The organism is Synechococcus sp. GEYO (assembly GCF_900473955.1).
Classification (GTDB): Bacteria; Cyanobacteriota; Cyanobacteriia; order PCC-6307; family Cyanobiaceae; genus Synechococcus_C.
Genome location: NZ_UCNL01000003.1, coordinates 167267 through 190220 on the forward strand (window position 1 = coordinate 167267; position 22954 = coordinate 190220).

General features: G+C 58.1%; 31 protein-coding genes, 2 tRNA genes and 1 pseudogene. 19 read left to right on the plus strand and 15 right to left on the minus strand.

The window, feature by feature from the left end; genetic code table 11:
- Window positions 1-332: 332 nt before the first annotated feature.
- Window positions 333-827: a YajQ family cyclic di-GMP-binding protein gene (locus tag DXY37_RS01815; RefSeq protein ID WP_115125087.1), complete on the minus strand. Its 495-nt coding sequence runs from the start codon at window positions 825-827 to the stop codon at window positions 333-335.
- A 10-nt stretch (window positions 828-837) separates the two neighbouring features.
- The gene (locus DXY37_RS13650; RefSeq protein WP_256377356.1) at window positions 838-972 is read right to left on the minus strand and encodes a hypothetical protein; all 135 of its coding nucleotides are present in this window, start codon (window positions 970-972) and stop codon (window positions 838-840) included.
- An 87-nt stretch (window positions 973-1059) separates the two neighbouring features.
- On the opposite strand from DXY37_RS13650, the gene DXY37_RS01820 reads away from it, so the two are divergent.
- Entirely contained in the window at window positions 1060-1512 is a 453-nt protein-coding gene (locus DXY37_RS01820) for an MAPEG family protein (protein ID WP_115125176.1), read from the plus strand.
- On the opposite strand, the gene DXY37_RS01825 is transcribed toward DXY37_RS01820, so the two are convergent.
- Window positions 1509-2423 carry an SPFH domain-containing protein gene (locus DXY37_RS01825; protein WP_115125088.1) on the minus strand — a complete coding sequence of 305 codons (915 nt, stop codon included), beginning with the start codon at window positions 2421-2423 and terminating at the stop codon, window positions 1509-1511. The genes DXY37_RS01820 and DXY37_RS01825 overlap by 4 nt on opposite strands.
- Window positions 2424-2482: 59 nt before the next feature.
- Between DXY37_RS01825 and DXY37_RS01830 the strand changes: the two genes are divergently transcribed.
- Window positions 2483-2926, plus strand: a complete 444-nt coding sequence (locus tag DXY37_RS01830) for an NfeD family protein (RefSeq protein ID WP_115125089.1) — start codon at window positions 2483-2485, stop codon at window positions 2924-2926.
- A gap of 3 nt (window positions 2927-2929) precedes the next feature.
- Here the strand turns inward: DXY37_RS01830 and DXY37_RS01835 are convergent, their stop codons facing one another.
- The 3 genes from DXY37_RS01835 to ebsA are packed head-to-tail and all read right to left on the minus strand — an operon-like array spanning window position 2930 to window position 5010.
- Window positions 2930-3442 (minus strand): DNA recombination-mediator protein A, encoded by a 513-nt coding sequence (locus DXY37_RS01835; protein WP_115125090.1) that lies wholly within the window; start codon window positions 3440-3442, stop codon window positions 2930-2932.
- A 54-nt stretch (window positions 3443-3496) separates the two neighbouring features.
- The gene (locus DXY37_RS01840; protein WP_115125091.1) at window positions 3497-4606 is read right to left on the minus strand and encodes a phosphotransacetylase family protein; all 1110 of its coding nucleotides are present in this window, start codon (window positions 4604-4606) and stop codon (window positions 3497-3499) included.
- A gap of 29 nt (window positions 4607-4635) precedes the next feature.
- The gene (gene ebsA / locus DXY37_RS01845) at window positions 4636-5010 is read right to left on the minus strand and encodes a type IV pilus biogenesis protein EbsA (protein ID WP_115125092.1); all 375 of its coding nucleotides are present in this window, start codon (window positions 5008-5010) and stop codon (window positions 4636-4638) included.
- 20 nt (window positions 5011-5030) lie between these two features.
- On the opposite strand from ebsA, the gene DXY37_RS01850 reads away from it, so the two are divergent.
- Window positions 5031-5819, plus strand: a complete 789-nt coding sequence (locus DXY37_RS01850; protein WP_115125093.1) for an SDR family oxidoreductase — start codon at window positions 5031-5033, stop codon at window positions 5817-5819.
- Here the strand turns inward: DXY37_RS01850 and map are convergent.
- On the minus strand, window positions 5800-6639 hold the full coding sequence (gene map / locus DXY37_RS01855; protein WP_115125094.1) for a type I methionyl aminopeptidase: 840 nt from the start codon (window positions 6637-6639) through the stop codon (window positions 5800-5802). The genes DXY37_RS01850 and map overlap by 20 nt on opposite strands.
- A gap of 60 nt (window positions 6640-6699) precedes the next feature.
- Between map and DXY37_RS01860 the strand changes: the two genes are divergently transcribed.
- The 6 genes from DXY37_RS01860 to gltX all read left to right on the plus strand — a co-directional run bounded on the left by DXY37_RS01860 (window position 6700) and on the right by gltX (window position 9800).
- The gene (locus DXY37_RS01860; protein ID WP_082824963.1) at window positions 6700-7023 is read left to right on the plus strand and encodes a peptidase; all 324 of its coding nucleotides are present in this window, start codon (window positions 6700-6702) and stop codon (window positions 7021-7023) included.
- 33 nt (window positions 7024-7056) lie between these two features.
- Complete coding sequence (gene rplS, locus DXY37_RS01865; protein ID WP_115125095.1) at window positions 7057-7521, plus strand: 50S ribosomal protein L19; 465 nt, start codon at window positions 7057-7059, stop codon at window positions 7519-7521.
- A gap of 62 nt (window positions 7522-7583) precedes the next feature.
- Window positions 7584-7656 (plus strand) — tRNA-Trp (locus DXY37_RS01870).
- 36 nt (window positions 7657-7692) lie between these two features.
- The gene (locus tag DXY37_RS01875) at window positions 7693-7881 is read left to right on the plus strand and encodes a hyperconserved protein Hcp (protein ID WP_006043540.1); all 189 of its coding nucleotides are present in this window, start codon (window positions 7693-7695) and stop codon (window positions 7879-7881) included.
- A gap of 390 nt (window positions 7882-8271) precedes the next feature.
- A tRNA-Asp gene (locus tag DXY37_RS01885) sits at window positions 8272-8345 on the plus strand.
- A 21-nt stretch (window positions 8346-8366) separates the two neighbouring features.
- A complete protein-coding gene (gene gltX / locus DXY37_RS01890; protein WP_115125097.1) occupies window positions 8367-9800 on the plus strand; it encodes a glutamate--tRNA ligase in 1434 nt (477 codons plus the stop codon).
- On the opposite strand, the gene DXY37_RS01895 is transcribed toward gltX, so the two are convergent.
- From DXY37_RS01895 to wecB, 4 genes are read right to left on the minus strand one after another with little or no spacing between them, the layout of a single operon-like run.
- Complete coding sequence (locus DXY37_RS01895) at window positions 9744-11003, minus strand: sodium:proton antiporter (RefSeq protein ID WP_115125098.1); 1260 nt, start codon at window positions 11001-11003, stop codon at window positions 9744-9746. The genes gltX and DXY37_RS01895 overlap by 57 nt on opposite strands.
- Window positions 10993-11238, minus strand: coding sequence for a hypothetical protein (locus DXY37_RS01900; protein ID WP_136975527.1), 246 nt, complete (start codon window positions 11236-11238; stop codon window positions 10993-10995). Before DXY37_RS01900 ends, DXY37_RS01895 begins: the two co-directional genes overlap by 11 nt.
- Window positions 11238-11783, minus strand: a complete 546-nt coding sequence (locus DXY37_RS01905) for a DUF1643 domain-containing protein (protein WP_244276782.1) — start codon at window positions 11781-11783, stop codon at window positions 11238-11240. The genes DXY37_RS01900 and DXY37_RS01905 overlap by 1 nt, the downstream gene beginning before the upstream one ends.
- The gene (gene wecB, locus DXY37_RS01910; RefSeq protein ID WP_115125099.1) at window positions 11764-12876 is read right to left on the minus strand and encodes a non-hydrolyzing UDP-N-acetylglucosamine 2-epimerase; all 1113 of its coding nucleotides are present in this window, start codon (window positions 12874-12876) and stop codon (window positions 11764-11766) included. The genes DXY37_RS01905 and wecB overlap by 20 nt, the downstream gene beginning before the upstream one ends.
- A 112-nt stretch (window positions 12877-12988) precedes the next feature.
- On the opposite strand from wecB, the gene DXY37_RS13715 reads away from it, so the two are divergent.
- Window positions 12989-13405: a hypothetical protein gene (locus tag DXY37_RS13715; protein WP_371637760.1), complete on the plus strand. Its 417-nt coding sequence runs from the start codon at window positions 12989-12991 to the stop codon at window positions 13403-13405.
- Window positions 13372-14151 (plus strand): annotated as a pseudogene (locus tag DXY37_RS01915) (type IV pilus twitching motility protein PilT). The gene DXY37_RS13715 and the pseudogene DXY37_RS01915 overlap by 34 nt, the downstream one beginning before the upstream one ends.
- A 16-nt stretch (window positions 14152-14167) precedes the next feature.
- Here DXY37_RS01915 and DXY37_RS01920 read toward each other — a convergent pair.
- Window positions 14168-14362, minus strand: coding sequence for a high light inducible protein (locus DXY37_RS01920; protein ID WP_115125100.1), 195 nt, complete (start codon window positions 14360-14362; stop codon window positions 14168-14170).
- Window positions 14363-14400: 38 nt separating this feature from the next.
- Complete coding sequence (gene tsaD / locus DXY37_RS01925) at window positions 14401-15471, minus strand: tRNA (adenosine(37)-N6)-threonylcarbamoyltransferase complex transferase subunit TsaD (RefSeq protein WP_115125101.1); 1071 nt, start codon at window positions 15469-15471, stop codon at window positions 14401-14403.
- Window positions 15472-15547: 76 nt separating this feature from the next.
- Here tsaD and DXY37_RS01930 point away from each other — a divergent pair, with 76 nt between their 5' ends.
- Window positions 15548-16027 carry a Photosystem I reaction center subunit III gene (locus DXY37_RS01930; RefSeq protein WP_067092821.1) on the plus strand — a complete coding sequence of 160 codons (480 nt, stop codon included), beginning with the start codon at window positions 15548-15550 and terminating at the stop codon, window positions 16025-16027.
- A 33-nt stretch (window positions 16028-16060) separates the two neighbouring features.
- Window positions 16061-16177 carry a photosystem I reaction center subunit IX gene (gene psaJ / locus DXY37_RS01935; protein WP_066905917.1) on the plus strand — a complete coding sequence of 39 codons (117 nt, stop codon included), beginning with the start codon at window positions 16061-16063 and terminating at the stop codon, window positions 16175-16177.
- A gap of 4 nt (window positions 16178-16181) precedes the next feature.
- Here psaJ and gmk read toward each other — a convergent pair whose 3' ends face one another.
- The gene (gene gmk / locus DXY37_RS01940; RefSeq protein ID WP_115125178.1) at window positions 16182-16754 is read right to left on the minus strand and encodes a guanylate kinase; all 573 of its coding nucleotides are present in this window, start codon (window positions 16752-16754) and stop codon (window positions 16182-16184) included.
- A gap of 63 nt (window positions 16755-16817) precedes the next feature.
- Here gmk and DXY37_RS01945 point away from each other — a divergent pair, with 63 nt between their 5' ends.
- Together DXY37_RS01945 and tatC are read left to right on the plus strand one after the other, a co-directional pair.
- Window positions 16818-18542 carry an NFACT family protein gene (locus tag DXY37_RS01945; RefSeq protein WP_115125102.1) on the plus strand — a complete coding sequence of 575 codons (1725 nt, stop codon included), beginning with the start codon at window positions 16818-16820 and terminating at the stop codon, window positions 18540-18542.
- A 117-nt stretch (window positions 18543-18659) separates the two neighbouring features.
- Window positions 18660-19394, plus strand: coding sequence for a twin-arginine translocase subunit TatC (gene tatC, locus DXY37_RS01950; RefSeq protein WP_115125179.1), 735 nt, complete (start codon window positions 18660-18662; stop codon window positions 19392-19394).
- On the opposite strand, the gene DXY37_RS01955 is transcribed toward tatC, so the two are convergent.
- The gene (locus DXY37_RS01955) at window positions 19345-19692 is read right to left on the minus strand and encodes a DUF3067 family protein (RefSeq protein WP_115125103.1); all 348 of its coding nucleotides are present in this window, start codon (window positions 19690-19692) and stop codon (window positions 19345-19347) included. The two genes, tatC and DXY37_RS01955, sit on opposite strands and share 50 nt — an antisense overlap.
- Before the next feature lie 104 nt (window positions 19693-19796).
- On the opposite strand from DXY37_RS01955, the gene petC reads away from it, so the two are divergent.
- Genes petC through cobM form a run of 4 tightly spaced genes read left to right on the plus strand, consistent with a single transcriptional unit; the run spans window position 19797 to window position 22934 of the window.
- The gene (petC, locus tag DXY37_RS01960; protein ID WP_115125104.1) at window positions 19797-20333 is read left to right on the plus strand and encodes a cytochrome b6-f complex iron-sulfur subunit; all 537 of its coding nucleotides are present in this window, start codon (window positions 19797-19799) and stop codon (window positions 20331-20333) included.
- A 44-nt stretch (window positions 20334-20377) separates the two neighbouring features.
- Window positions 20378-21310, plus strand: a complete 933-nt coding sequence (gene petA, locus DXY37_RS01965; RefSeq protein WP_115125180.1) for a cytochrome f — start codon at window positions 20378-20380, stop codon at window positions 21308-21310.
- A gap of 20 nt (window positions 21311-21330) precedes the next feature.
- Complete coding sequence (gene lgt / locus DXY37_RS01970; RefSeq protein WP_115125181.1) at window positions 21331-22182, plus strand: prolipoprotein diacylglyceryl transferase; 852 nt, start codon at window positions 21331-21333, stop codon at window positions 22180-22182.
- Entirely contained in the window at window positions 22179-22934 is a 756-nt protein-coding gene (gene cobM, locus DXY37_RS01975; RefSeq protein ID WP_115125105.1) for a precorrin-4 C(11)-methyltransferase, read from the plus strand. The genes lgt and cobM overlap by 4 nt, the downstream gene beginning before the upstream one ends.
- Window positions 22935-22954: the final 20 nt, after the last annotated feature.

Here is a 22954-nt window from a genome sequence, read left to right on the forward strand (position 1 = left end):
CAGACCCAGGTGAAGCCAGTGGTGGAATAGTGAACTTGGACCCTGCCAATAACCTTTATCCAACATTTAACGCAGGTGGCTCGCGGAGCCAAGGCATCATTCTTGGCCGACTGCTTGACGTTCTTACTTTGGAACTAGGTCGAACCAGTTTCAGCCCAACCATCAACCCTTGGCTGAGCCACGAGGGAGCGATTGAATTGAATGATTCCTTTGATGTTTCGGAAATCTTGCAAATTCAACCAGTGAAGTAATGGATTATTAATCCAGTCTGTGAAGGCAAAGTCCCAGGCATCTGGGCCGGAGGCATACAGATCAATTTGAGTCTCTAAAATTCAGCGATAGTTCTCGAACTGAAGAGGCACATCCAGCTCATCCTCTTTTGAACGCAACAACTGAATCACCTGCTGGAGATCATCCTTACTCTTGCCTGTCACCCTGAGACTATCTCCCTGAATCGCCACGGTTACTTTCTTAAGCTCATCTCGGACAATCTTGCTCATTTTCTTAGCAAGTTCCTGACTGAGTCCCTTCTTCAATTGAACGGTCTGCTGCACACGATTACCACCCACTGTCTCCGCCGCCAGGAAATCAAAAATCTTCAAAGAGAGATTTCTTTTTGTCGCCTTGGCTCGCAGAATATCTTCAACAGCTTGAAGGGTCATGTCACTGGCCGTAGTGATCACAATCGCTGCGTCTTCAAGATCGATCTCAGTACCAGAATCCTTGAGGTCATAGCGCTGAGAAACGTCCCTACGGACTTGATCAAGCGTATTCACCAACTCCTGACGGTCAAAATCAGAGACCACATCAAATGAATACGAAGCCATTGAACAATCGTCAGTGGTTGAAGGTTAGCAACGCTCTTGAAGCCGCTCTCAGCAGGAGATCTAACAACAGACGGATAGCCATAAAAGCGTCATCTTCAATCAGCAACTGCGTTGCAAACCCCGCTTCAGGCAGCCAGAAGGACAACGGACGCAGACGAATTGGTGATCCAGACGTGTTGATCGCGTCGATCGAGAGTCGATCACTATCGTTTCAACCGCGATTGCCTTGATTGTGTTCATCACGGACCTTCTCACCCAGACACCCTCGGCGCCCTATGCCTTGTCGCTTGTGTTCTCGGGAGCTGTAGTGATCGCCAGCATCATTCCCCTGGGTGCTGCCCGTTCACAGGCAGACTTCACCCTGGACGACATGAAAGCTCCGAGGGCCATGTTCGACCGCCTTCCAGACTGGGGGAAACGAGCCAGCTGGGCCCATCAGAACAGCTTCGAAGCGTTCAGCCTTCATGCTCCAGCAGCACTTCTAGCCCTGATCGCCGTGCTGCAAATCGGAGAGCTTCAGGGCCTTGCCATCCCCGCAGCTCTGCTCCAGCCGGTGCTGCGTCTGATTTATTTGCCGGCCTATGTGGCCAATGTTCCGCCCCTGCGAGGACTGTGCTGGGCCGGTGCTCTGCTTTGCACCGGAATCCTCTACATCGAAGGAGTCAAAGCTCTACTAGCTGCCTAATCCTTGGCTTGCTGGAATTGCTTCAGAGCAGCCAGAAGTGAGGCAGGTGACTGGGGATCCACCATCAGCACGCTGCCGGCCGGAGAGTCAGCCATGCGCTGCCCCATGGCCATCCAGTTTTCAGCCAGCATCAGCCGTACGGCCTCTTCCGCTTCCGGGCTCTCAGACAGTGCCCTGGCCATGACACGTGCCGCTTCGGACTTCGCATCAGCCATCACACCTTGCTGCTTCGCCTGGGCTTCGGCCTCCAGCAGAATTGCCTCCTTCTGGGCACGTGCGTCAAGCACGAGAGCCTCAGCACGGCCACGCGCCTCATTCAACTGGGCTTCCTTTTCTCCTTCGGAACGCAGAATCGCAGCGCGCTTCTCCCGTTCGGCAGTCATCTGAGCCTCCATCGCTTGCTTAACGCCCGGCGAAGGATTGATATCGCGCATTTCAACGCGAGTCACTTTCACACCCCATGGATCGGTGGCCTCATCAAGCTCCTTCAGCAGAAGCTCATTCACCTCACTGCGAGTGGTGAAGGTCTGGTCGAGATCCAGCTTGCCCATCTCGGCACGAATCTGGGTCAACACCAGATTCACCATCGCTGCCTGCAGGTTGTCCACTGCGTAATACGCCTGGGAATGCTCGAGCAACTGCCAATAAACCACCGCATCGACCTCGATCGAGACGTTGTCTCGCGTGATGCAGAGCTGGGGGGGAATATCCAGAACCCGTTCCTTGAGCGACTCATGACTCACCACCCGTTCGACAACGGGAATCACGACAGAGAGCCCAGGCTGCAACTCACGGTCGAACTTGCCAAGCCGCTCGACGAGACGCGAGCGGCCTCCGCTGGTGACCTTGACGCTTCCACTGCCCAGAAGTGCGATCAGGATCAGTGCAGGCAGGCTCAGCAGCGCTTCCATGACGAATGCATGTCTGAAGCGACGCTAGTCCCCAAAGTGAGGGGGAGCAGCCATCAGACATGCCAACTCTTTGGAGTCCTTTGATCTGGTTGCTGGTGGCTGGTGTTCTGCTGGTGGTGGAGCTGGTGCAGCCCAGTTTCGATGGCTTGATGTTCGGCGTCTTCGCCGGTCTTGTCGTGTCCGTAGTGACAGCCTTGCTGCCGCTGCAGGTTTGGATTCAGATCTTCCTGTTCAGTCTCATCACAGTGCTGGGAACGCTTTGGCTGACCAGGTGGTCATCGCAACGCAATCCACGGCCCGGACGGCGACTGCTGAAAGACAACACAGCCGAGGTCCTGGCCCCGATTCAGCCCGGAGGAGAAGGCAGGGTTCGCTGGCATGGCCAGAGCTGGGCTGCCAGTTCACTGGATATCGAGACTCCTCTGCAGGCCGGAGATCGCGTGCTTGTGATCAGTAGGGAGGGAACCAGGCTTCAGGTTCTGCCAACCCCGCCTTCGCCTTGAAGGTCAGTCAAAAAAGAGCAGGCTGACCACCTTGCCCATGTCTTCGGCATTGCGACAGCTGGCAAGCAATGTCTCGCTGTCATGGAAAGCCAGGCAAATCAGTTGGTCGCAACGACTGATGATGTCCTGGTTGCAGAGGCTGCTGGCCATCGGCAGAGGCAGATCGTCGTGCTCAGGCTTCTCGATCAGGTGCAGAACCGTCTCCAACTGATCACGGATCTCAGGCCCTTGGCGACTCAGACTCTGCGGCAGCAACACCGTGAGCTTGGAGGCATCCACAGCCAGCACTCCTCGAATCACGGCTGCATTGACCCCCTGCGCACCTGATGTGACGAGAGAGTGGCCTTCCTGAGCAAGCGATCGGGCGATCAGCTCGATCAGGTGGATGGCGACCACGGGAACATGACGACTTCCGAGGATGGCAATCCTCCTTGCTCCCTTGTCTTGGAGCAAGGCCAATTCCTGGGCAAGGGTGTCGACCCTGTCCATTGCAGGAAGATCAAGGGATCGGCTCAATGACTACCTGCGAGCGTTCCCAGACGCTAGCAGCGGTGAACCCTGTCGGGACCATCACTTTGAGCCGATGACAAGGTGTTCCAGTCCCACAGCACTGAGCAAGTCTGCAAGCCGGCAGTGTTCTTCCACAAGACGGAAGGCATAAGTCGCTTTCACCGCTTCGTGCAGTCGCACGTGACCGAACGCCTGCTCGATCACTTCAACGGTCCCGAGTGTGTCCTGCTCGACTTTGAGCAGGGGAACTTCCAGTTCATCCGCTCGACTGATCAACTGGGGGAGTGGATCTCCAGCACCGGTCAAAATCAGACATTGCGTGGAAGCCTCCAGGGCTGCCAGCTGAATATCGGTGCGATCTGCTCCTGTCACCACAGCCATGTTGCGGCGGCGGCGGAAGAACTCCATTGCTGAATTCACATTCATCGCCCCGATGCTGAGAGTCTCCACCAACAGATCGAGCTTCTCTTTGCAGCAGATCACCCGAGCATCGAGCCGACGCACGAGTTCGCCCACCGTGACGCTGCGCAGCAGAGGAGAACGGGGCATCACACCAAACACCTGGATGCCAAGGGCCTGAAGAGACGGCACGACATCACGTTCCAGGCTTTCCACATCATCAGGAGTGACTGCGTTCAGCACCACCCCGCGGAGTCGATCACCGAGCTGCTGACTGGCCGCCAGCAACGCATCGACGCTGCGACTGTCTTCCCAAAGGTGCACGAGCACAACCGGTGCGTGGAGATCGCGGGCCAGTTGCACCAAACTCAGGCCGTAGAGCAAACCCTCATGGAGATTGCCGGCGGCTTCCAGCAGGGTGACACTGTTTTCTGACTGCTCAAGACTGGTCCTGAGTTGCTCAAGACCTTCTCCAGCAGCCAAGGTTCCCTTCGCAAGCCGTTGCTGTGCAGTCTCTGGAGAGAGGAGATGCAGAGAGGGGATCAGGTCCTGATGAGGAAGACCGAGGGTCTCTCCGACAAAACGGACATCGTCATCGATCAACGGCGAAGGCAGAACGCCTTGATCAGACTCCCAGTCCAGACTTGTGGCAAGCGGTTTTCCAAAAAGAACCCGAATGCCGACCGAGCGCAGATGCCTTGCAATCCCGAGCACTAGGGCGGACTTACCGCTGAAGGGTTCACAGGATCCGATCAGCAGCGTTGAGCCCATCAGGGAGATCTGAGGTTGATTCCCACAATTTAAGGGGAACCATCCTCCTCAATCTGCTCAAGCAACAACCACTGCCAGAAGCTGTCCGGCAGATCCTGACGGCCAGCTTCCACAACTTGCATCAGCCAATCGAGCAGTTGATGCGCAGGGCATTCGAACGGATACAGCTGATCACCCTGTTCCTGAAATCGCAACTCACAGCGGCACGTCTGCAGCGGGGCATTGGCAGGACTCCAGGTCAGCAGGTATCGATGGGGCTGAGAACTGCGGACTCGCTCGCCATCGAACTGGCCCAGTGGCAGTTGTTCAAGAGGATGCCTGAGGGACTGCTCTCGACGGAGCCCCCCGCAATAAGGAGCGAACAGCGCCAGTTGGGCGTCACTGGACGGACTGGACAACGTCATACCGTCGAGCTGTTCAAAGCATGCACCAGTTCACCGCCATGTCCCAGCCTTTGCGAAGGACCTCCGACTCAAGCTCCATGGCAGAGACCTGGTCAGGTCGCAGGGTGGGAATCACTGGAGCAGGAGGTGAACTGGGTCGTGCACTCACGCGCCGACTCAGACAAAAGGGCGCCTGGGTCGTTGCTCTGAGTCATCGCCCTAAGCCAACGGAGCTGAACAGTCTGACCGGACCACAGGAGTGGGTTTGCTGGAACTGCGGAAAGGAAGAGGAACTCGATCCCACCCTGAGGGGTCTCGATCTGCTTGTGCTCAACCACGGCATTAACCCCGGAGGCGACCAGAGCCCCGAGAGCCTGAACAACGCACTTGAGATCAATGCTCTCAGCCAATGGAGGCTTCTGCAGCGCTTTGAGCAGCTGGAGAGGAACCTTCAGCAAGACTCATCTCCACCGGAACTGTGGGTGAACACATCGGAAGCCGAGATCCAACCGGCCCTGAGCCCTGCTTATGAACTGAGCAAGCGCTTGATCGGCCAACTCGTCAGCCTGCGCTGGAGTGCACCGCGTCAGCCACGGACCAGGCTGCCGACCCTACGCAAGCTGGTGCTCGGTCCGTTCCGTTCTGACCTCAATCCGATCGGTGTGATGTCAGCTGATTTCGTGGCAGGTCAGATTCTTTGGCAAGCCGACTTGGGACTGCCACTGATCATCGTGACCCCCAATCCACTCACCTTGCTGGCGATGCCTTTGGTTGAGCTGGGACGGTTGACCTACAACCGACTGTTGTGGGCTAATCGCCACGATCCGTGAGGATCTCGCATCCGTCGGATGTCACGACAATCGTGTGTTCCCACTGCGCGGACAGGCTGCCATCGCGGGTGACCACAGTCCAGCGGTCCTTGAGCGTGCGACAGGCTTTGCTGCCGGCGTTCAGGATCGGTTCCACAGCCAGGGTCATGCCAGGACGCAACTTCACGTTCGGCAGAACGTCCGTTCGGAAGTTGAACACGGAAGGTTCTTCGTGGAGATTGCGGCCAACACCATGACCCGTGTAGTCCTCCACCACACTGAAACCACCTTCATGGACACGATCCTCAACGGCTCCAGCGATATCGAGCAGCGTGTTCCCCGAGCGGATCTGAGCCAATCCGGCCATCAGTGATTCCTGAGCCACCTTGCTGAGGGCTGCCGCCTGATCACTGACCTCTCCCACACAGATGGTGACGCAGCTGTCGCCGTGATAGCCCTCGTAAAAGGCTCCCGTGTCCACTTTGAGCAAATCGCCGGCATGAATCACCTTCCTGTTGTTGGGAATGCCGTGCACCACCTCATCGTTGATGCTGGAACAAATGCTGGCGGGGAACCCGTGGTATCCCTTGAAACTTGGGGTTGCTCCCATTTCCCTGATGCGCCGCTCGGCATGGGCATCCAGATCGGCGGTGGTCTGACCGGGCTCGACCATCTCCATGATTTCCCGGAGCACAGTCGCCACGATGCGACTGGCCTTGGCCATGATTTTCAGCTCTCTCGCCGACTTGATCTCCACTCCCCGACGCTGCTGGATGCGCGGGCCTGTGGCAGTCACGCTGCCGGTTTTGGTTGAAGCAAGCAGATCAGCGAACAAGTTCATCGGTGATTCCTTCGGGCAGTCCCGACGTCCTGCTGTCACGCTATCAATGGTGACGAGCTAATGCCGGTGGCTCTCTGGATGGCACGACTGCGGCGCTGGCACAGCAGGGTGGCGCCCTTGGTTCTTCTGCCGTTGATGACCACAGTCATCACAGGTCTGAGCTACCGGGTCGCGCGCGATTGGTTCGGAGTGAGTCGAGACAGCGCCCACTGGCTGATGAGCCTGCATGAAGGGGAATGGCTGGGACCGCAGCTTGAACCCGTCGTGGTTGTTCTCAATGCACTGGGAGTGCTCTGGATGTTGATCACCGGCGGAGGAATGATGTTGCAGTCCTGGAGAAACGCTTGGAAAAAACGCTCAGTAGACGGTGGGCCGGCAGGGTAAGCTGGTTGTTTGGCGTGATTACCCGGAGCTGGGATGGCAGCGGACCAGAAAGACACATCTGCACAAGACAGCGCAGACGTCACAAGCACTGAGAACGAGTCCCCGAAGACTGCTGCTCCAGCCGCAACCAAGGCTGCACGCCTCAAACCTGCTGAGCTGATCAGAGAGTTTGAGCAAGCGCAGCAGAAAACCGACCTTCCCGACATCTATGTCGGGGACACTGTTCGTGTCGGCGTTCGCATCAGCGAGGGCAACAAGGAACGCGTCCAGCCCTACGAAGGAGTGGTGATCGCCAAGCGTCACGGCGGGGTCAATCAGACCATCACGGTCCGTCGGATCTTTCAGGGCATCGGCGTTGAAAGAGTCTTTATGCTGCATAGTCCTCAAGTTGCCTCCATCAAGGTGGAGCGCCGCGGTAAGGTACGTAGGGCGAAGCTTTTCTATCTGCGGGAACGGGTGGGCAAGGCCACCCGCGTGAAGCAGCGCTTCGATCGCTGAGGCTTAGGCCTCGTTCAATCCAATGCCATCGCTTTTGTGATGGTCGAGGGGCCCATCGCCTTGCGCCGTTAGTTCAGTTGGTAGAACGCAGGTCTCCAAAACCTGATGTCGGGGGTTCAAGTCCTCCACGGCGCGTCCGATGGCCCCTTCTGCAGTTTCCTAGTTTCGAGCATGGAGTTGGATCTTCAACCTGGTGATGTGGTCAAGGTCCTCGAATCAGCCGCCCTCGGCTGGGTTCGTGCCCGTGTCATTCGCGTCAAATCCGGAGGACGTGTGGTCGTGCAAAGCGACCAGGGCCGTGAGTTCACTGCCCGTGGCAATCAAGTTCGCTTAATTGAGCCTGCAGGTTTCCGTCCCTGACCAAGCTGAATTCATCCCTTCATGGGATCACTGAAGCCGGTGGCTGCTGCCACCGGTTTTTTATGGCGTCCGCGGGTGTGCTGTCGGCACGAATCATTGTTGGTGGTTGAGCAAAGATTCAAGTCCGATTCAGAACGCTGCCAGAGCTTGAAGAAGAACCCATGCTCTGCATGCCATCCACACGAGGGATCCATTGAGCGGAATCTGAAACACGATCGCATCGCAACGGCTGGTAGCAATCCAGGCGTGGTGGGTTCTGAAGCCAATTGTTCAGAACCCGACCAACGCGCTTATTGACGGAGGGCAGGGCAACAGTCGATACTTTCGATGTCGCGCGAGCGACACAGATCAGATTCCAACGGACGAGCACCGTCGATCTGAATCCGATCTGGGACCGTAGTTCAACCGGTTAGAGCACCGCCCTGTCACGGCGGAAGTTGCGGGTTCGAATCCCGTCGGTCCCGTTCTTCATCCCGAGCCCCGCAATGGTGCGTGTTCGTCTGGCCCCAAGTCCAACGGGCACTCTCCACATTGGAACAGCGAGAACAGCGGTCTTCAACTGGTTGTTCGCGCGACACCAGAAGGGTCAGTTCCTGCTGAGAATTGAGGACACTGACAAGGAGCGCTCCAAGCCGGAATTCACCGCGAACATCCTCGATGGACTGGCATGGCTAGGCATCGACTGGGATGAAGATCCCACGATTCAGAGCGAGCGGGTCCACGAGCATCGCGCTGCCATCCAGCTGTTGCTCGACCGCGGCCTCGCCTATCGCTGTTACGCCAGCGAAGAGGAGCTCGCAAGAATGCGAGAGGCCCAGAAAGCTGAGAACAAAGCACCTCGCTACGACAATCGACATCGGCAGCTCACGGCCGAGCAGGAGGCGTCGTTCCAAGCCGAGGGCCGTGAAGCGGTGATCCGCTTCCGGATCGATGACAGTGAAGAGATTCAGTGGCGTGACCTTGTCCGAGGGCCAATGCATTGGCGCGGAGCTGATCTCGGCGGTGACATGGTCATTGCCCGACGTGCTCCAGCCGATCAGATCGGAGACCCTCTCTACAACCTTGTGGTGGTGGTCGATGACGCGTCCATGGCGATCACGCATGTGATCCGAGGCGAAGACCATATTGCCAACACTGCCAAGCAACTTCTGCTCTACCAGGCTCTCGAGCTAGCCGCTCCGGTCTTTGCCCACACCCCGCTGATCCTCAATGCCGAGGGACGCAAACTCTCCAAGCGTGACGGCGTCACATCGATCAATGATTTCCGGTCCATGGGTTACACGGCGGAAGCGATCGCCAATTACATGACCCTGCTGGGCTGGTCCGTTCCCGAAGGCATGGAGGAACGCTTCACCCTCACGCAGGCAGCCGAGGTGTTCAGCTTCGATCGAGTGAACAAAGCAGGTGCGCGTTTCGACTGGGACAAGCTCAACTGGCTCAATGCACAGGTTCTGCATGGCCTCACACCGCAGCAACTGCTGGCTGACATCTCGCCGCTCTGGAAAGAGCAGGGATGGAACCTGCCTGAGGATGTGAGCTGGAGCCTGGCTTTATGCGAACTGCTAGGCCCTTCTCTAACCCTGCTGAAAGACGGCATTGACCAGGCACAGCCCTTTTTTGTTTGCCCTGAGCTTGAGGACGATGGCCTCAAGCAACTGGAAGCCGATGGAGCCAAGGTCGCGATCGGTCAGCTTGTGGAATCACTTGAGAGTGATCCATGGGACGGCAGTGACTCCGCAGAGGCTCAGTCACTGCTTGCAGATGCCGCAAACAAAGCCGGCGTAAAAAAGGGCGTTTTGATGAAATCGTTGCGTGGTGCTCTACTTGGCCGTCTCCAGGGGCCGGATCTGATCACGACCTGGTCATTGCTGGCCAGGATCGGGCAAGACCTGCCCCGGCTCAAGCGCTGCCTCACCTGACGCCTCAGGCTCGGATTGAATCAAACCCAAAACGCGTGCCAGGGGTTGGGCTGTCAGACCCTGGAATCCCACAGTCATCAGGATCGTGAGGAACACCAGACCCTGAAGTCGTCCTGCGCCAAGAATCCCGGCCTGCTCAAGACGAATCGAAAAAAGGGATGCCACGGCGGCCGTGACAATTCCTCGCGGCGCCAGCCATCCCATGAACAGTCGTTGGCGCCAGTCCAATGGCAAGCCAATCGTGGCCACGCCCACTGCCGCCGGTCGCACCAGCAGCATCAGCACCAGAACACAACTGATACCCCCCCAACCCAGCGGACTGAGTTCAGCCCACGACACATCAGCCGCCAGCAGCGGGAACAGCATCGTGATCGCCAATCTGGCCAATTCGCGGATCAGCTCGTCGAGCTGTGCAGCCTGTGTTGAGGGACGACGGCCCACCACAACGCCTGCAGCGACTGATGCCGGCAAACCGGACTCGGGTAACAACCATTCGCAAATGGCAAACATCAGAAAGAGAACGCCAAGGGTCAACTGCAGCCGTAAGCCCACGGCATGCTCTGAAGGCAAACGTCTCAACAGCTCTGCCAGCAGCCATCCAACCGCAACTCCGATCAGTACCCCACCACCGAGGCGCGACAGCAGACCAATCGCAAGACCTCTCCAGCCGTAGAGATCGCCAAGCAACAGCTCAAGCAGCAGCAGCGCCAGAACGGCTCCCACAGGCTCGAGCACCAGTCCCTCCGCTTCGAGAACATCCCCAAGGGGAGGAGCCAGGCGGATCTGTTGCACGATTGGCGTGACCACCGTGGGCCCAGTTCCCAACACGATGGCGCTGTAGACGGCAGCTACGGACCATCCCAGTCCGGCCAGCCAATGCGCTGCCAGGATTCCCGCACCCAGCGACAGCAACAAACGCAGCACGGAAATCCGCAGCACGGTCGCCTTGATGGTGTCGCCGGGCAAGCGCAGATTCAGCCCTCCATCAAACAGAACGAGACTGACAAGCAGGCCAACGGTTGTCTCGAGCCCCTCTCCCAGGTCCAGAGGCTCCACAAGGCCGAGGCCAGAACGTCCGATCAGCAGTCCTGACAACAGCAACAGCACCACCCCTGGCAGTCCTGACAGGGCAGCGAGCAATCGCGCACCGGCCCCGGCAAACACCGTGATGCCCCAGAGCAGTCCGAGCCTCTCAGGCGTCATCGATGGATGCGAATTGCGGTTCCACACGCACGCCGATGATCGCTTCGGGACGGATCACCAGATATTCCCCTTCGAGATCGCCGAATGGGATGTTGACGAAAGCCTGACCACTCCCGCCGTTAACCAGACCCTGATACCACTCTTGGAATGTCTCGAGAGTCGGGAAATGCACCACCTCTGTTTGACCTCCCGAGAGATGAAGCGAAATCTTGTAGTGGCGAGGGGTGCGTGTCATCAGCGAACCGTACAGGCCCAGGGGAAAAGCTGGCTCCCCGCAGCCATATAGAGCGGGTGACGAGGTTGCCCGCTGCGGGTGGTTCCGATCACGAGTGGAGAAGCCCCCTTCAGGCGCACAGCCAGAGCCTTGGCGAGCATCATCAGCACCTGCTGGTCACGGCAGTGCAGGGAGCCCGACGCACCCCAACCCAACCAGAGGTCGCAGGTGGGTGAGCGGGACCATCTCTCAAACCAGCGCATCAGCACGCGGTCGTAATGCTGGCCGACGGGATCACTGCAACGACGCAAAGCTGTTGGGGATGGTGAGATCCTCCCGAACAGATTGAGGACCACCAGCTGGTGATAGCCCCAGTTTCGAGCGAAACCCTGGAGTCGCCTCAGCGTGGGGTCATCACGACCAGCATCGGCCAAAGAAGGATTGAGACCAACAAACAGGAGCTCCCTGCAGGGATCAGTCTGCGACGGCCTGCGGATTGAACGACGCAGCACCCAGCGGTAATGGCCGCAGGGACTGAAGGCGGCATCAGCCGTTGAGCAGGGCAAGTGCAGCTTCAAGAATCCTGCCGCTGGCTCGACCATCTCCGAAGGGGTTCACGGCCCTGGCCATCTGTTCATAGGCCTTCGGCTCATCGAGGAGGCGTGAAGCCTCACGGGCGATCGAGTCACTATCGGTCCCGATCAATCGAGCGGTGCCGGCATCCACAGCCTCGGGCCGTTCAGTCGTGCGACGCAGCACCAGCACCGGCTTCCCCAACGCAGGAGCTTCCTCTTGGAGGCCACCGGAATCGGTGAGCAATAGTGTGCACCCTTTCATCGCAGCGACTAGCCGGTCATAGTCCAGGGGCTCGCTCAGGACGACCCTGGGATGGTCGCCGAGCAAGGCACGCAGAGGCTCGCGAACCGTGGGATTGCGATGCAGGGGCAACAACAGAATCGTGTCCGGATGACTGTCAAGCACCTGAAGCATGCCCGCAGCGATGCTGTTCAGGCGCTCACCCCAGTTCTCGCGGCGATGGACCGTGGCCAAAATCACGCGATGATTGGCCCAGTCGATGGGCAGATCAGAGAGTGCCGGTGCCTGCTCAGCCATGCGCAGCAGCGCATCGATCACCGTGTTGCCAGTGACCATCACACGACCAACTACACCGGAGGCGTTCAAGTTGGCTTCCGAGCGCTCCGTGGGAGCGAAATGCAAATGGGCAACCTGGGAGATCAGACGGCGATTGGCCTCTTCTGGGAAGGGGTCCAAAAGATTGTCTGTTCGCAGACCAGCCTCCACATGCCCAACCGGAATCTGCTCATAAAAGGCAGCTAGGGCTGCTGCGAAGGCAGTGGTGGTGTCTCCCTGGACCAGAACCAACCCCGGGGGGAACGCCTGGAAGTCATCGCGGAGGCCCTGAAGAGCCGCGCAGGTCACATGGGTGAGGGTCTGGCGCGGCGCCATCAGATCAAGGTCCTGATCGGCCTTCAACTGAAAGAGATCCATCACCTGCGTCACCATCTCACGATGCTGTCCAGTCAGAACCACCCGTGTTTCGAGAGCTGAACAGCCTCGAAATTCCTGAATGACTGGGGCAAGCTTGATGGCTTCCGGGCGGGTGCCAAGGACGATGGTGACGCGGGGCCTGGCAGCCATAAACCGTGTGTTAATGGCGAAATCTTAAGCGGGTTTCACACACCTCCCAGCAAGCGTTCACTTGCCAATAGCCCAGCTTTGGCGAAGCTGATCGAAGACGTCCAGAACTTGTGTGAGCAAGCCGATCTTTCCACCGGGCTTTCCCGCTGGTGCCGTCTCCACACCAGGGCATCCATCACCAGCAGCCGCAGGGATCAGCGACGGGAAGGATGAGGCACCCAGCCTGGAGCAAATTGTGCGCATCGCCCATGACAAAGGAGATTCAGACGTTCATCTTGGCGTCGGTGAACGTCCTCGATACAGGGCCCGGGGTGAGATGCTGACGACTAAGTGGCCCTGCTCAACTCAGCACACCTTCCAACACTGGCTGAAGGAAATCCTGACCCCGCAGCAGATCGATGATTTCCATCAGATCAAGGAATTCGATGGGGGGGGCATGCGTTTCCTTTCGTGCGCATGCGCATCAACCTTCTGGACTCTCTGCGTGGGCCAGCGATGGTTCTACGGCTCATTCCCCAGACAATCCTGACCCTTGAGCAAGTCAAACTGCCCGATGTTCTACGTGAGCTGTCCTCACGCCCCAAGGGTCTCGTCCTGATCACCGGCCCGACCGGATCCGGGAAAAGCACAACGCTTGCGGCGATGATCGATTGAATCAATCGAAACCAGAATCGACACATCCTCACCATTGAGGACCCGGTCGAATTCGTGCACACAAGCCAGCGGTCACTGATCCGACATCGGGAGGTCGGACTGCACACCCTGAAATTTCACAAAGCTCTGAAAGCGGCACTGCGTGAAGCTCCCGACGTCATCCTCGTCGGTGAGATCCACGACCAGGAAACACTGAGTACAGCGCTGGAGGCCTCTCAAACCGGGCAGCTGGTGTTTGGAACACTGCACACCAACTCCGCGGTCAAAACCGTGGAGAGGGTGCTCGGCATGTTCCCGCCTGAGGACCAGGAGAGCGTGCGGCGTTCTCTGTCGGATTCTTTGCTCGATGTGATCTCACAGGGTCTGATTCTCACCACGGATGGAAAGCGGGCGGCCTTCCACAACATCCTGATCAACACTGAGGCCTGCACGGACTACATCCAGCGGGGAGCCCTGGGTGAAGTGGAAGAAATCATGGAACGAAGTGGTTTCGACGGCATGATCACCGCCAATCAATGCCTCCAGGATCTTGTGGGGCAACAGAAAGTCGAACCGGATAATGCTGTCGCTCAGAGCTTGAAACCGATTGAACTGGCTCAGGCCCTGAGGGGACGGGGATGACAATCACCTCGTGCCGTCAGGCGGCAGGCATGCCAGTGGTTGAGGCCCTGATAACAAACAGAGTTCCGAGTGCAATCGACAAACCGAGCATGGCCAGGCGGCCATTCCAGATTTCGGCCTGGGGGGTGAAACCTCTACGCCAGGCATTCAATTCACCGGAATCAACTTCCTCCAGGTTGTTCTGCTGGCGCGTCTCGGCCTTGATCGACATCACCGTGGTGCAAGTCGCGACACCTTATGCACTGAAATTCAGAAAGGCGGATTCGATTGATACAGAGGAGCGCAGTTTTCGAGAGCCCAGCGTGCTGAAACGCCCAGAGCCAAAGAACTGGAGATCGCTTCGGAGTTCAGACGTCCAAGGGCAGCAGCCCCCACCATTGCGGCGTTATCAGTGCAGTAGCTAAGCGGCGCCAGGTGTACATCAACCCCCTGCTCAGCACCTCTTGCATGCATGCATTCACGCAACCGTTGATTGGCCGCAACTCCACCCACCATCACCAGTGTGGACAGGCCGAGCTCAGAACAGCATCGAAGGCTGCGATCGACCAATACATCCACAACGACTTGCTGGAAGCTGGCGGAGAGATCCGCAAGGGGAAAGGGTTCGTCCCAAGTCCGACAAGCCTCCACCTGACGAAGCATCGCCGTTTTCAGGCCGCTGAATGAGAAGTCGTAGGGGTAGAACCCACCTCCAGGTTTTGAAACTCGGCCTTTAGGCAAGCTGAAACGGCTGACATCCCCCTGAACGGCGGCGGCCTGGATCGCAGGCCCTCCTGGGTATTCAAGTCCCAACAGACGGGCGACCTTGTCAAAGGCTTCCCCAGCGGCGTCGTCATGACTGCGCCCGAGGCGCTCCAGCACTCCCGTCGCATCGACGCGAATCAGTTCCGTATGTCCTCCGCTCACCAGTAAAACGAGATAGGGCGAAGCTGGCGGGGATAACGCCAGCCGAACCGAGGCCAGATGGGCTTCGAGATGGTGGATGGCGATGAACGGCCGGCGATGAAGCGCTGCCAGGGTGCGGCCCGTCACGGAACCCACCATCAGGGCCCCGACCAGACCTGGGGTGACAGTGGCTGCCACCGCATCCAAATCGCTGATCGACAGTCCCGCGTCATTGAGCGATTGCTCGATCAAGTGGGGGAGGGCTTCCACATGCCGGCGTGAGGCGATCTCCGGCACCACGCCGCCCCATTGGGCATGCTCCTCGATCTGAGACGCAATCCGATGCGACAGAACCCTCAGGCGTCCGTCGCTGTGCTCCACAACAGCCGCGGCAGACTCGTCACAACTTGTTTCGAGGGCTAGGACCTTGGCCATGCAGGTCAACAGCCTCCACTACTGTCCATTTGATACATCCTGCCTCTCCGGGGCAGGTTCAACAGGAACCGTTCCGATGCGTCGTTTCTTCGCCCTCGCGCTGTCGGCCCTGCTGGTATTCGGCTTCGCACCGGTCGCCAGAGCTGATGTTGCAGGACTGACTCCCTGTTCTGAAAGTGCACGATTCCAGCAACGTGCCAGTGCAGCCTCAACGCCACAGGCTGTCGCTCGCTTCAAGATGTACAGCAAGGCCTCCTGTGGTGAAGATGGTCTGCCTCATCTGATCGTTGACGGTCGCTGGAACCATGCTGGCGATTTCGTGCTTCCCGGGCTGATGTTCCTATACATCACAGGAACCATTGGCTGGGCTGGTCGTGACTATCTCAAAGCCATTCGTGGTCGCAAGGACCAGAACATGCTCGAGATTCAGCTGGACATGAAATTAGCCTTGAACTCCGTTGTTAAAGCAGCAACATGGCCCGTTGCTGCCATTGCAGAGTTCAACAGTGGCAAGCTGACTGAAAGTGATTCGAAAATCACAGTTTCACCCCGCTGATTACAAAATCTCCCCTCTCTGAACTGTTCAACGATGAAAAAATTTCTCTCCACTGCACCTGTGGTTGCCGCCATCTGGTTCACGTTGACTGCGGGCATCCTGATCGAGTGGAACAGATTCTTCCCAGACCTGCTGTTCCACCCGCTCTGATCGCTCAGGCCTCGGCAAGCTCCATCAACCGCTCTAGATCAATCAGAGCGGTTTCCAGGTCATCGTTGATGACAACAGCATCGAATTCCTGCTGAGCTTGGAGTTCAGTTCTGGCGCGATCCAGGCGCTTCGCAATCGCGGCTTCCATTTCGGTGCCGCGACCGCGGATTCGTTGCTCAAGCTCTTTAAAACTTGGGGGTGCAAGAAAGATCTGCAGAGCTTCAGGGAAGCTGCGGCGCACCTGACGAGCACCTTCGAGTTCAATTTCCAGCAAGACAGGAGTGCCTAGCTCAAGTCTCTCCATTACGGGTTGCTTGGGTGTTCCGTAGCAGTTGCCGGCGAATTCAGCCCACTCCAGCAACCCTCCCTCGCTGACCAGTTGGTCAAACGATTCACGCGAGTGAAAGAAGTAATGAACACCGTCCTGTTCACCCTCTCTTGGAGCACGGGTGGTGGCGGAAACCGAAAGCCAAAGCTGGGGATGACGCTCGAGTAGGCGTGCCACCAGAGTCCCTTTGCCAACGCCGCTTGGGCCTGTCAGCAAAGCGAACCTGGCGCGGCGGTTGGTCGGTGCCATGGCTTGTGTGCGGTCAGGCAGCAGGGTAGGAAGGCACCCCAATCGAAAGGCCACCCGTCAGCGATGGCGAAGAGCACGCTTCAGGTGATGGACCTCACCAGCCTTCGGGCGGTGCTGGCAGATCTGCGAGAACAGATCATTCCAAGTCGCTTTGAAAAGGCACAACAATCCAATCAGCAGAGCCTGCAGCTGGGCTTCAGAACCCTCAAGGGAATGGTCTGGCTGGAACTCTGCTGGCAGGCAGACGCCGCCAGATTGGTACAGATTCCACCACCGAGTCGGATTGGGAGTGGCAGCACTCTGGCTCAGCAAGTTCAGCACGGCCTCAGGCAACTGGCCCTGGTGGACCTGGAGCAGCGGAACTTTGAGCGGGTTGTGCTGTTTCATTTCGCTCCACGCCCTGGCGAGGTGAGCGTACGCACTTTGGTCCTTGAGCTGATGGGACGTCACAGCAATGTGCTGCTGCTCGATGACCAGAAACGGATCACCGCCATTGCCAGGCAGGTCAGACAGCACCAGTCTCGGGTCCGTCCGCTCAGCACTGGGGACCCCTATATCCCACCACCGGCACTGCAGAGCCTGCCGCCAAGCTGCGAGGAACCATTCGAACAATGGCGGCGCAGACTGACCTTGGTGCCGGTCGATCTCGGCAAAGCGCTGCGCGACACCTATCAAGGCATTAGCCCCGCGCTAACGAAGCAACTCATCCAATTCTCCTCGAAGGATGAGGCACCGATACCGATCTCAGCCAGCACTCCTGTCGAAGAGATCAGCGACAAGCAATGGCGATTGCTTCATACGCGCTGGAGGCGATGGCTGAACCAACTCAGTTGTGACGATTTCATCCTTCAGCTGGATGAGGCCGGTGGCTATCGCGTCTGGAACGACCCGGCCGACTCATCGAGCAACAGCGAATCACTCAGCCTGCGTCTAGGGCTCTATTACCGGAAGCATCTCAACGAGCGACAACTGCTGAAAGACAGCCAGGACCTGCAACAGCTTCTGGAACAGAGCCGACAACGAGAACAGGCTCAGCGCCTCGAGCAGGTCGAGCGGCTGAAGGCCACTGACAGCGCCGATGATCTGCAACGTCAGGCGGATGCCATTCTCTGTCAGGCAGCTCCTGATAGGGGAAGCATTGAGCAGGCCCAGAAGCTTTACCAACGGGCGAAGCGACTGCGCAGGTCCATTCCCTTAATCGAAGAGCGACTGGTCCACCATGACCAACGCCTCGCACTGATTGACGGCAGCGCAGGCTTTCTGGCAGACCTGATGCAGTCGGACTGGGACGAGGCCGGCGACCGCAACCAACAATTACTTGAGCTGAAGGTTGAACTGGAGGAACTGCTCACCCCTCGCCGTCGCCGTCGCCGTCGCCGTAGCGGTCCGCCACCGGGGCAACCTCAGCCACTGGAGATCCGCTCTCAGCATGGACTGGTGATTCAGGTGGGGCGTAACCACCGCCAGAACGAATGGATCAGCCTGCGTCAAGCTCGTGCAGGGGACCTCTGGTTTCACGCGCAGGAGTGTCCAGGCAGCCACGTGGTGCTGAAGGCCTCAGAAGCAGCCGCTGGCGAACCAGACCTGCAGCTTGCGGCAGACCTTGCCGCCTGGTTCAGTCGGGCGAAAGGAAATCGACGTGTGCCGGTGGTCATGACTGGCGTTGAACATCTACAGAGAATCCCGGGCACTGCTCCAGGAACCGTGAGACATCGTCAAGCCGAGTTGGTCTGGGCGGAACCGGACCGTGCACAGACAGCCCTTGAAGCTTGGGAACCCCTAGCCTGACTACAGCAAACTGCTCGCTCACCTCTGACGCCGATCACGCCTGAAGAGTCCCCGAAGTTGTCACCGCCGCCGCCGATTCGGATCGGAGTTCAGGCCGGTCCCCCCAACGACGTGGAAATGCCTCTGGTCGACCACCTAGAGGAGCTGCGTCAGAGAGTGCTGCGCAGTCTTGCCGCAGTGGTTGTCTGTGCCTTGGCCTGCCTTGTGGCGGTGCGTCCTCTGGTCAGAATTCTGGAAGAGCCTGCTGGTTCGATCCGCTTCCTGCAACTGGCTCCTGGCGAATTTTTGTTCGTGTCGTTCAAAGTTGCCGGCTATGCAGGACTCACGCTGGCACTGCCCTATGTGCTGTATCAGGGGCTGGCCTTTGTTCTGCCAGGTCTTACCCAAGGAGAGCGCCGGTTGATTGCGCCGTCGGTGGCTGGATCAGCCGTTCTATTTCTGGCCGGCCTTGCATTTGCCTGGTGGGCTCTAGTGCCTGCTGCGCTGAATTTTCTCGTCAGCTACGGCGCCGATGTTGTGGAGCCCATCTGGTCGATTGAGCGCTATCTGGACTTCGTGCTCTTACTGATGCTGTCGACGGGACTGGCCTTTCAGCTGCCTGTTCTGCAGCTTCTTTTAGGAGTCTTCGGCCTGGTCAACTGGCAACGCATGCTTTCAGCATGGCGCTGGGTCGTGTTGATCTCAGCCCTTGCCGGCGCTGTCCTGACGCCGTCGACAGACCCGGTCACCATGTTGCTGCTGGCTGGGGCGATCACCGCTCTGTACCTGATCGGAGTGCTTCTTGTCGCAGCGGTTCAACGGTTCAGAGCAGAAACTCCTCCAGAGTCCCCTCCCCCTGCAGCTGCAGACTGAGCGCCTTTCCAAGTCGCGGCTTGTCCCGGGTCGTCAGCAACCAGTCCCGGACAGTCTCCGCTTCCCCCAGTCGGTTCACGATTTCCAAGACTTCCGCGAGATGAGCCCGGTAGTCAGGCTCATCCAAAGGAAAGGACTGTTGCTCGAGATAGGCCCACATCACCTGGAAGTACATCCGTCTGCGCCTGGTGACCAGCTGCAGGTCGTAGCTGGCTTGCCAGCGAGAGCGCAAAAGGTCGATGACTTCATCGACGCTCAGAGGGCGCGACTCCAGCGGGGAGGAGTGATCAGTGCGCACTGAACAAGACCTTGAACATCAATGAAAATCCAGTCTCCGCAAAGTGTGACATGACCTAATAGAGCCCATAATGGGCCCCATCCAGTGCCCAACGAACGTCAGATATGACTCAGATGCCAGCCGCTGATGTGCCCGGAATGGGCCGCAGGCAGTTCATGAATCTGCTGACCTTCGGGTCCGTGACCGGCGTCGCCCTCGGAGCGCTCTATCCGGTGGTGAATTACTTCATTCCTCCACGGGCTGCAGGAAGCGGCGGAGGCACCAGTGCCAAGGATGAGCTCGGCAACCCCGTAACACTCAGCGGCTGGCTCAGTGACCACCCCACAGGTGACCGCAGCCTTGTTCAGGGTCTGAAGGGTGATCCCACGTATTTGATCGTTGAAGGGGAAGACGCCATCGGCAGTTATGGCATCAATGCCATCTGCACCCACCTGGGCTGTGTTGTGCCCTGGAACAGTGGCGCCAACAAGTTCATGTGCCCTTGTCATGGCAGCCAGTACGACGCCACCGGCAAAGTTGTGAGAGGTCCGGCGCCACTCTCGCTGGCCCTGGCCAATGTGAGCGTTGAGGACGACAACGTTTTTGTGAGCCAATGGACCGAAACAGACTTCCGCACAGGTGAGAAGCCTTGGTGGGGCTGATCAAGAACCTTTTGCCCACCGCTCTCTCCCGAAACACGCCTCCGATGCGCCGCATTCTCCCCTCACTTTTCGCAGCCCTGATCCTGGGCCTTGCCGTGTTCACGGCTCCATCAAGCAGCTGGGCTTACCCCTTCTGGGCTCAGCAGAACTACGCCTCGCCAAGAGAAGCCACTGGCAAGATCGTGTGTGCTAATTGCCACCTTGCCAAGAAAATCACCCAGGCAGAGGTTCCTCAATCCGTTCTTCCTGACACGGTCTTTAAGGCGTCAGTGAAAATTCCTTATGAGCAAGGGCTCCAGGAAATCGGAGCCGACGGCAGCGATGTTGGCTTACAGGTCGGAGCTGTCATCCAGCTTCCTGATGGCTTCACCCTGGCCCCACAGGACCGCTGGACCGATGAGATCAAGGAAGAAACCGAAGGTGTTTATTTCACGCAGTACAGCGACGATCAACCCAACATTCTTCTTGTAGGTCCGATTCCAGGTGATCAGCACCAGGAAATCGTCTTCCCTGTCCTTTCACCGGATCCAGCCACCGACAGCAACATCCACTTCGGCAAATATCAGATCTTCGTTGGGGGTAACCGAGGCCGTGGCCAGGTCTATCCGACCGGAGAAAAGAGCAACAACACCGTTTACACCTCTCCCGCTACTGGAACCGTCTCATCAATTGAAGACGGCGACAATGGGGCCAAGATCGTCAGCATCGCTAGCGCGGACGGCGAGACCGCCACTGAAACCATTCCCGTGGGTCCGGCTCTGGTTGTCGGAGTCGGAGACCCCATTGAAGCTGGTACTCCCCTGACCGACGATCCAAATGTGGGTGGTTTCGGACAGGTTGATGCTGAAGTTGTGCTTCAGAACCCCGTTCGGATTTATGGTCTGTTGGCGTTCTTCGCAGCTGTTTCGCTGGCCCAGATCATGTTGGTTCTGAAGAAGAAGCAGATTGAGAAGGTGCAAGCCGCTGAGGGTGTCTGAGCTCAGTGTTGATCCCCGCAATTTTCACCTCCCCCGGGCCCGAGCTGTTTCAGCTCGGGCCTTTCGTACTGCGTTGGTACGGACTGCTGATTGCGGTTGCCGTCTTGATCGGACTCAATCTCTCCAGCTGGTTGGCGCGACAGCGCGGCCTGGATGCCAATCTGATCAGTGACCTGCTCCCAATCCTTGTGCTGGCAGCAGTCATCGGTGCGAGAACGTATTACGTCGCCTTCGAATGGGATTCCTACCAACGCTCATGGTGGGATGCCTTCGCAATCTGGAAAGGAGGCATTGCCATCCATGGAGCTCTCCTAGGAGGATCGCTGGCGGTGATTTTGTTCTGCCGTTGGCGACGGGTGTCGTTCTGGAATGTTTTGGACGTGTTGGTGCCCTCGGTGGTGTTGGGACAAGCCATTGGCCGCTGGGGGAACTTTTTCAATTCAGAAGCGTTTGGAGTTCCCACCGATCTGCCATGGAAACTTTTTATTCCCGCAGCAAACCGGCCAGGTGTTTTCAAAACTGCTGAATTCTTCCACCCCACATTTCTCTACGAATCCATCTGGAACATTGGACTCTTTGTGTTGTTAATGGTGCTTTTCCGGCTCGGCCGCCAAAACAAAATTCCCCTGCCATCAGGAGCTCTCAGCTGCATCTATCTGCTCAGCTACAGCCTTGGCCGCATCTGGATCGAAGGCCTGAGGATCGACCCGCTCTGCCTCGGCGGACAACCTCCGTTCTGTGATGGTGGCCTGCGTATTGCTCAGCTGATGAGTCTCAGTTTGATGGCCATCGCTGGCTTGGGGCTGTTCTGGCTGTATGGACGCAAGTCGCCACTTCCGGATCCCGGACTCAAAAAGGCAGACCCTTCATGAGCAAGATCTCGATCGTGGGTGCTGGCCCGGGAGCACCTGATCTACTGACCCGCCGTGCCGAAGACCGCATTGCCCATGCTGATGTTCTGATCTGGACTGACTCACTCGTATCGCCCCAGATCGCGGATCTTGCGCCGGCCTGCTGCGAAAAGATCCGCACCAGCACGCTCACGCTTGAACAGGTTCTTCCCCTGATGATCGAGCGTGTGAGCACCGGGAAGAACGTGGTGCGTCTTCACGATGGTGACCCCTGTCTCTACGGAGCGCTCAGCGAGCAGGTCAGCGGGCTTGCCGATGCAGGAATTGAAGTGGAAGTGGTTCCTGGAATCAGCGCCTATCAGGCAACCGCCTCGGCTCTCAAAGCTGAATTGACCATCCCAGGCCTTGTGCAAACCATCGTGCTAAGCCGCAGCGGAGGCCGAACCGGCGTTCCGGAACGCGAAGAGCTGAGACACCTGGCCAGCCTGAGAGCCTCGCTCTGCCTCTACCTCAGCGCCCGCCATGTGGACGAGGTCCAGTCGACGCTGCTTGAGCATTACCCCGCAGACACCCCGGTCGCCATCGGATACCGGGTCAGCTGGCCTGATGAATCGCTCGATCTGGTGCCTCTCGATCAGATCGCAAAGGTCACACATGATCGCAATCTGATTCGCACCACGCTGTATGTGATCAGTCCGGCCTTTCGTTCAACCAATCTGCGATCAAAGCTCTATTCGCCTGATCATGACCACTTGTTCCGGCCCAAGCGGTAAAAAATCCGGACAGGTGGTGT